This window comes from Lysobacter antibioticus, assembly GCF_001442535.1.
GTDB lineage: Bacteria > Pseudomonadota > Gammaproteobacteria > Xanthomonadales > Xanthomonadaceae > Lysobacter > Lysobacter antibioticus.
This window is the reverse complement of the sequence record NZ_CP013141.1, coordinates 4,810,956-4,818,766: the sequence shown is the minus strand read 5'-3', so window position 1 is coordinate 4,818,766 and position 7,811 is coordinate 4,810,956. Positions and strand designations below refer to the sequence as shown.

At 60.8% G+C, this 7,811-nt stretch carries 5 protein-coding genes; 2 read left to right on the top strand and 3 right to left on the bottom strand.

The features are described 5' to 3' along the window. Positions 1–3: 3 nt before the first annotated feature. A complete protein-coding gene (locus tag GLA29479_RS19625; RefSeq protein WP_144436638.1) occupies positions 4–846 on the top strand; it encodes a hypothetical protein in 843 nt (280 codons plus the stop codon). Between the two features lie 689 nt (positions 847–1,535). Further along, the gene (locus GLA29479_RS19620; RefSeq protein ID WP_057972580.1) at positions 1,536–3,329 is read left to right on the top strand and encodes an Ig-like domain-containing protein; all 1,794 of its coding nucleotides are present in this window, start codon (positions 1,536–1,538) and stop codon (positions 3,327–3,329) included. Positions 3,330–3,730: 401 nt separating this feature from the next. Here the strand turns inward: GLA29479_RS19620 and GLA29479_RS19615 are convergent, their stop codons facing one another. From GLA29479_RS19615 to GLA29479_RS24835, 3 genes are all read right to left on the bottom strand, one after another. After that, a complete protein-coding gene (locus GLA29479_RS19615) occupies positions 3,731–5,623 on the bottom strand; it encodes a peptidoglycan-binding domain-containing protein (RefSeq protein WP_082638825.1) in 1,893 nt (630 codons plus the stop codon). Positions 5,624–5,662: 39 nt separating this feature from the next. Beyond that, positions 5,663–6,706: a cytochrome c-type biogenesis protein gene (locus GLA29479_RS24840; protein WP_144436637.1), complete on the bottom strand. Its 1,044-nt coding sequence runs from the start codon at positions 6,704–6,706 to the stop codon at positions 5,663–5,665. Between the two features lie 83 nt (positions 6,707–6,789). Beyond that, a complete protein-coding gene (locus GLA29479_RS24835; protein ID WP_144436636.1) occupies positions 6,790–7,290 on the bottom strand; it encodes a hypothetical protein in 501 nt (166 codons plus the stop codon). Positions 7,291–7,811: the final 521 nt, after the last annotated feature.

Here is a 7,811-nt window from a genome sequence, read left to right as displayed (position 1 = left end):
AAGATGGAGAACTACCCGGCGTTCGTCTACACCACCTTCGAACAGGTGGACAGCCTGACCACGCCAGACAGCAAAGACACCGGGTTGTATGTCGTCAACCTCTATGACCAAATGCAATACGATGCCTCGGTACCGCCAGGGACGCGGCCGTCGGCCATCCTCAATACCGGATCCAGCCGTACCCTGGTCGCGCTGCCCTTGGCGGGCGAGATAAATAGTGCGAACGGCTACGATGTCATTCCCGGCAAATTCACCGTGCCTCACGGGTTTTCGGGTCCGATCAAGGTGAAGAATCCACCGGTAGGGACAAGCGCTGTCTTTGACGTCAACAATGAAGTCCAGAAAGCCATGGCCAAAGCGCCCGGGTTCGAGAAATCGGTGTGGCAATACTATCGTCTCGTAGGGATCCAGGTGTTGCCCACGAACGAGGACAGCTCCATAACGCCGAAGACGCCTGATCCGCTTACCCAGGACTATTACCTGGCGAATATCGTGGTCGAGAGCAGCCAGCCTGGTATCCAGTTGTTCAAGGGCGGAGTCATGGATCCCCACCCCGACAAGAAGGAATTCACCCTGGTTGCCGAGCGCGGGCTACCAAGTATCCTGCGCGTGAATGGGAAGGCGGGGTTCCCTAAGAATGTCGATAAGGTGGTGATGGGTGGATGCATGGGTTGCCACGGCAACGCGCAATACCCCAGGGACAACGGAGAGACCGGTCCGGGTCCGAGTATCTTCAGCTTCCTGATCAACCTGGACACCATGAGTGGGAAAGGCTTCAGTGCCGACGAGCGGAACGAATCCCCTACGAAATTGGGCGTGAAACGTCTGGAATATCTAACCTATTAAGCAAGGCGAGGGCCCGGAAGCGTTCTCGCTTCCGGGCGATGCGTGGCGGTCGCGCGGTGCCCTCGAGCCCAAGCCGCGGAAAGCAGGGGGGGGCTCAGCCTGGCCCCATCGTTGTGCTCAGGATTGAATCTGCCTGTCGAGTTGCGGGCGCAGGTGGACTGCGAAGCGAATTAAGGCAGTGGTCGTGCCAGAGGGACTCATTCGACGATCGTTATGCATCTGCTTGATGGGCGGCTAAAGCCACGCATCTCGACGCCCATCGAGCCGCCTGTGACCCTTCGATATTCAATAGCGTCGGTATCGATGGACGCTTCCCGCATGATGCACCCGCCTCGCGCAACGTCGCCTTGCGCTCGATGCGGTGCCGGCGCTTCAGGTCATGCCGATCGAGCATGCTCAGGCGCGTGCGCACATCGCGGCACGGCAGCCTGTTTCGCGGTGTGACGGGCACCGCATTAATCGGAATGGGGCTGCTTGACATGCGGGGCGCCGCCCACCACAGTCGGCGGCGTCCGATAGCGCTGCACATGCATGCAGCGCACTGCGCGGTCAGCAACTGACCGCACGACCGTTGTCATTGTTCTCTGGGGGGAAGAGCCGCGCGCAGCAGGTTTGCCGCGTGGCTTGAAAGGTCGGCGCGTCGCGCCCGCCTCCTTCCCTATCCACCAGGTACCTGGAGAACACACCTAATGAGCATCAGATTGGCAGGAATCTTGCTGTCCGGCGTTTGGCTGGCGGCCTCGCTGTCGCCAGCGCACGCGCAGAGCGTCAGTTGCACGGGGATCGCCGAATGGAACGCGGCCACCATCTATAACGCGGGCAGCAAGCTCGTCTATCAGGGGCGGCTGTACCAGGCGACTATGTCGATCTGGAATACACCGCCCACGCACTGCCCCAGCTGCGGCTACTACCAGGATCTGGGTGCCTGCAGCGCGGGCGGCAACCAGCCGCCAACGGTCACGTTGACCGCACCGGCGAACGGCGCGAGCTTCACTGCAGGCGCCACCATCACCGCTACGGCGAATGCAGCCGATGCCAACGGCACCGTCGCCCAGGTGCAGTTCTTCCGTGGCGGCACCTCGCTGGGCATCGATGCCACGCCCCCCTACAGCGCGGCCTGGACCAATGCGGCCGCAGGCAGTTACGCGATCACTGCGGTCGCCACCGACAACGAGGGCGCCGCCACTACTTCCGCAACGGCCAACATCACCGTTAACACCGGCACGCCCGACACCACCGCACCCAGCGTGCCGGCCGGACTGGTCGCGACGTCGGTAACTTCGTCGAGCGTCAACCTGAGCTGGAACGCCTCCACCGACAACGCAGGCGGCAGCGGCATCGCCGGCTACGACGTCTACCGCAATGGCGCGCTGGTCGGCTCGCCTGCCGGTACGTCCTTCAGCAACACCGGCCTGGCCGCGTCCACGGCCTACACCTTCCGCGTGCGCGCCCGCGACAACGCCGGCAACGCCTCGGCGCAAGGCACGCAGATCAGCGCGACCACCAGCGCCGGCGGTGACAACACCTTGCCGCGCCATGCGCTGGTGGGGTACTGGCACAACTTCACCAATCCCTCCGGACCGACCATCCCGATCAGCCAGGTCTCCAACGACTTCGACGTCATCGTGGTGGCCTTCGGCGACGATGCGGGTAACGGCGCCGTCAGCTTCACGGTCGATCCGGGCGCCGGAACGGAAGCGCAGTTCAGGGCCGACGTGGCCGCGGCGCGTGCGCGTGGCAAGAAGGTCGTACTGTCGCTGGGCGGCCAGAACGGCACGGTGACCCTGAACAACGCGACCCAGGTCGCGAACTTCGTCAACAGCATGGAGGACCTGATCCGCTACTACGGTTTCGACGGCGTGGACATCGACCTGGAAAGCGGCGCGGGCGTCTACCACGGGGCGGCCGTGCAGACCAACCTGGTCACGGCGGTCAAGCAGCTCAATACGCGCATCGGTCCGTCGTTCTACCTGTCGATGGCGCCCGAGCACCCGTATGTCCAGGGCGGGTTTGTCGCGTACAGCGGTATCTGGGGCGCCTATCTGCCGATCATCGACGGACTGCGCCAGGAGCTGGACTTGATCCACGTGCAGTACTACAACAACGGCGCGCTGTATTCGCCGTACAGCCAGAACGGCTTGCCCGAGGGATCGGTCGACATGCTGGTCGGCGCCAGCCTGATGCTGATCGAGGGGTTCAGGACCAACAACAACACCGGCATCGTCTTCAACGGCCTGCGGCCGGAACAGGTGGCGCTCGGGCTGCCCTCGGGCCCGTCCTCGGCCAACAGCGGACAGGCATCGTCGGCCACGATCGCCAATGCCCTGAACTGCCTGACGCGGCTGCAGAGTTGCGGAACCATCCGGCCCCAGCAGGCCTATCCCAGCTTCCGCGGCGTCATGACCTGGTCGGTCAATTGGGACCGGCACGATGGTTTCAACTTCTCAAGGCCGGTGCGGGCGACCTTGAACACCTTGCCCTGATCGGCAGCGAAAAAGCCGGGGGCGGGCGACGTTTTGCCTGCCCTCCAACTCATCCCAACTCGGCGCCCTTGGTGGGCGCCGATTTTTTGTGTCGCCTCCCCGTAAACTCACGCCAGCCATAACCAGAGGTCTCCCGGAAAACGAGCCCGGCCCGTTGCCCGAGGTCGAACAGTTTTGGCCGCAGATGTTTTGGCGCGGTTGCGGCTCGCGCTGGACGCTCGTCTCTAATGGAACGCCCGACCGCGAACTCTTCTGCGGGACCTGCAGACCCCCGACGCCTTCATGGAAACCGCGCTGTTCCTGGCCGTCTCAATTGCGGTTGCGGCGGCCAGGTGTGTCGAAGGCCTATCGTCGCCATGAGGCGCGGTGTCGTGGCCTGGTTGTGCGTGAGGTTGATCTAACTACATCCTCGGACCGCGATTCGGATCGTCCTGCCCGCGCTGCGCAGCCTCTTGCGACAATTGTTGATCGCGCTGCTGATTGAAAGACTGCGTTTCGCGCAGAGTATCTTGCATGGGTGGGGCGGGGGCGGTGACTGAGACGCCGGTATGAAAGCCCGGGGTGTGTGCGCTTACCCAAAGCGTGCCATTGGCGACGCCGACCGGTCCTATGCTCTCCGCGTCGGGTATGCCGTTGCGCTTGGCCGCGAGCATCGCCGCTGCGACTGTTTCGTCCGGTATGTCGGTCGATACCTTTCCGCGTATCTTCGCGAACATCGCTTGATCGCTCGGCGACAACCGAACAGCGTCGACCGTGGGTTCGGACCTGCCGGGCGCGGTCGTCGGCCCCACCGCGGGCGCAACGGGCTCTGCCTTGGGAGTCAGCGGCGCGGGCTGCACCGGAGCCGGCGCGACAACGCTGGCGGGCGTATAGCCGACGTCGCGCGGATTGGCTGCCGCCTCCGGATCGATACGCGCGGCGATACCGACGTTGGCGACGAAGTCTCGCGCAGGCACGCCGTGCACCTGATCGGCCGACCGCTGGATGATCGCCAAACCGGCCTGCGTGTTGATGGCAGCCATCGTCTGGCGATCGGCTATGCCATTGACCTGATCGATGCCGTGCCAGAGCTGGAAGGCTTGCACCGCCCGCTGCGTGTCGGGACCGAATACACCGTCTGCCTTGACGGGCTGTTTGACGTGATCGTTGATGCCGAGCTGGATCAGGCTTTCCTGCAGCTTCGTGACCTCCGGACCCCGTTCGCCTATCTTCAGCGCACCGTCCGCTAGGGCGCCTCGGGTCTGTTGGGGATCGTCGCGCCGGGGCTTCTCGGCGGCGGCGTACAGATAGTTCGGCAGCCCGCTCTCGTCGGTCTGCAGCCAGTCTTGGCGGAAGCCCGCAGGTTGAAATTTCCGTGCAACGTCTTGGATATTCGGCGACGACCGCACCGCCGAAGCCTGGGCGCTGATAGCCGCGAGTGTTGCACTGTCCGCATTACCCGTCACGGATAGATTGTTCTGTTGCTGAAATCTCCCAACGGCTTCTCTGGTGTTGTGGCCATAGGCGCCGTCCGCAACTAGCGGCCCACCACGACCGTCCGTCGCACCAATGGCATTCAAGTCCTGTTGCAAGGACTTGACTGAGTGCCCCTTGCTACCTGCATTCAGAGGTCGGTGCTCTGGATTGGCATACGGCACGCCTCTGAACGCGGTCGTCATCTGAACAGCCTCGACCGCATATTCTTCGTACTGGCGCATCAACCCGCCCATGATGCCATAGGCCTCGCCAACGGTTCGGCTGCCATCTCCATAAAGCGAAGGGTTCCCCCTGATTACACGGCCGGACAATATCCCGTCGACGGGCTGGCTAGGATTCTCAGCGAGTGCCCTCAAGAACCGTTTTGCATCACCTGCTCCAAGATTATGGAAAGCATAGACATTTGCGTCGGCGTCGGTCCCACCTAACGCGGCGCCCTTATCGATGTTCTCTCGAGTGAACTCAGCGAGCATTGCGGCTTGGATGGCAGGATCGGTCCGTAATATCGGATCGTTCGTCTGTGCGTCCGTCATTCTGGATGCGTCGGCGACACCATACTTTTCACCGTACGCATTGATCATTTCCTTCCAGGTGCCGTCCAGGAACTGACCAAGGCCGTACCCAGTGGACATCGCCATAACGCCATCGAACTGCCGCACCGTGTTCAGTTCTGGCCTGCGATGAACTGGCCGTGCGTCAGTCCGGAATCCGGATTCAAATCCAGCGATCCGGGCCATTATGCCCGGGTCAATACCTGCCTCAGTGGCCGCTTGAGCCAAGAGTCCTTTGTTCTGTTCCCAGTTTTCTTCCCGACTCATCTCAAGTCCTTATGAAAATGATCGCCAGCTCCAGGTGCTCTACTTAGGCAGCGAGTAGCGCCAGCGGGTGCGGTCGAAGGCTACTTTCGTGCGCTCGGAATCGCCACCCGGCCTAACTTTGGTCACGATCACCGGATAGTGATCTTCATCGACCGAAGAGTCGTCGATCTCGATCCTGTACTCCGAGTCCTGATCGCTCTCGGTTTGCATGGGTATTTCGCTCAGGTCGACGAACTCCTTCCTGTGCGGAGCTACCAGGTTGTGGGACAGTGAAGCGATCCCTTGCCAAACGCCGCCGCTGACAAACATCCAGCCGTAGTACTCCCGGCCTAGCTTCACAAGCTTGGCGGATTCGCAACCGCAGTTGCCGATCGAGCCGAAATCCAGGTCCTTGGTCGCGGCCGTCAAAGTCCATGCGGACGAAGAGTTCAACCTTAGCGCGAAGGCGCCCATGACCCCGGAGTCGGGCAACGAGTAAAGGTATTTGGGATCGTCCTTAATGTCGGAGCGATTTGACGCAAAGAAGTAAAGCATTTGGCCTTGGCTGGTTTCCACGAGTTGGTGCCCGCGAGGCGCCATGCAGTACTCATAGCGCTCACCGTTCGCTTCCAAGGCATATCGCCAGCAACCCAGTCCAGAGTCGAAGGAATCACCGTATTGCTCGCTCATCGTCGACCGAATTGCTTGCTCCACATTTGTGGGGCTTATCTGCTTGCTGCGACTCTCGGCTACGAGCTGTTTGGTAAACTGCTCTCGTGCTTCAGGTTCTTTTGAGGTCGCTGTCGTTTCTCCTTGGCACGCTACGGCGCCCAATGCAGCAAGCCCAACAGTCGCTGCCACTTTTCTGAAGTTCATCGCTTCATTCTCTTGAGGGGTGTAGGCGGGGGATGGGGCTGTTGGCCCGGGCTGCCTTATCTTAGGTTGGGACTTAGGGGCGGTTGGCAGCCCGCCCCCCCCCAGCAGAGGGCCGAGTTCGCGGCATGTGCAACAGTTAATGTTGGCAAGATCACGATCCAACGCTGCATCGCGCGCTCGTGCGATCAACTCGTCGATAGGTACTCCATTGAGATGGATATCGCTCATAAACTTTCCCTGTTTACTGCTTGTTGCATTCGTATTTCAAGACGACTGTGGAACTGGGGCTGCCACTATGATCTTCACTCGTGTCAGTTCCCTTCTGTCAGTTTCGCTCCCTGAATCATGAGGTCCGTCTTCTCAGGAGAAGCCCGCCATGTTTCGATGTCGCCATAAGTTGCAATCGAAATCTTCTTCGCAGTGCCAGGAAGCGAGAATTGCATCGCACACAAGCCATTCGATGTGCATGTCTGAAGTTCTGGAAGCTCGGCGCAGAGATGGCACCATGAGCTGATCTTCTTGGCTACGCATTGTAGTTCGTAGCTTCCCACGACGTCTTCGTTGCAGGTCTTGCTAACCACCGGGCTCCACCCTTCTTCGAGTAGCAGTGCTCTGGCTTCAAGATAACTTAGCGATTCAAGCGTGCTCTCTATATCGACAGGGGCGGAGGTTGATTTAGGTTGAGTCGCTGAGCCTATTCGATCAACGGTTGGCAGCGTGGCGTGCTGATTCACCAAGGTGCTTGCCGAAAACTGGCAGCCAGAAGTGACGGCAGCAAGGGCTATTGCAGCTGCGACGGTCTTGACGTCCATTAATCCCTCGGTAGGCGCTCTCACGGCCAGCATCTATCAGCTTCTAAGACCGAGTCAATGCTATTCGTAGCCCGAAGGGCGGTATCTGAACATAAGCGCAAATCGTAGTTGCGCTTCGACGTGTAGCGACGGCTGATTCGGGGCAAAGCACATTAAGAGAGCGCATGCAGTCGCACTTCCAGGTCGCCTCGAATCTTGATCAACATGGGCTGCCCCATGCATCAGGTGTTCCGTCGCAACAGATACAACTTCAACCTTCGAAATCGACAAAGTAAGACCCAGCCGAAGTCCGGGGTCTTTATCTTCATCTACAGTCCGCGGCATCGGACTGGCCTGGACTCAGGCGACCACCGCCGTCTATTCCGCGATGCACCGAACGACATTCGCGGGTGGTCGCGCCTGAGTTCTTGTCCGACTTCGAGGAGCTGTATGGCCGCGAACAGCAAGGCCTGCGCGTCTTCGGTCAGATGCGGGCCCTAAGTGCCCCCGGCGATGTGCCCCGGCCGCCTCCGGTGACCGTT

Coding starts and splice junctions, on each gene's coding strand:
- GLA29479_RS19625 (WP_144436638.1), top strand. CDS start 4: ATGGAGAACTACCCGGCGTTCGTCTACACCACCTTCGAACAGGTGGAC.
- GLA29479_RS19620 (WP_057972580.1), top strand. CDS start 1,536: ATGAGCATCAGATTGGCAGGAATCTTGCTGTCCGGCGTTTGGCTGGCG.
- GLA29479_RS19615 (WP_082638825.1), bottom strand. CDS start 5,623: ATGAGTCGGGAAGAAAACTGGGAACAGAACAAAGGACTCTTGGCTCAA.
- GLA29479_RS24840 (WP_144436637.1), bottom strand. CDS start 6,706: ATGAGCGATATCCATCTCAATGGAGTACCTATCGACGAGTTGATCGCA.
- GLA29479_RS24835 (WP_144436636.1), bottom strand. CDS start 7,290: ATGGACGTCAAGACCGTCGCAGCTGCAATAGCCCTTGCTGCCGTCACT.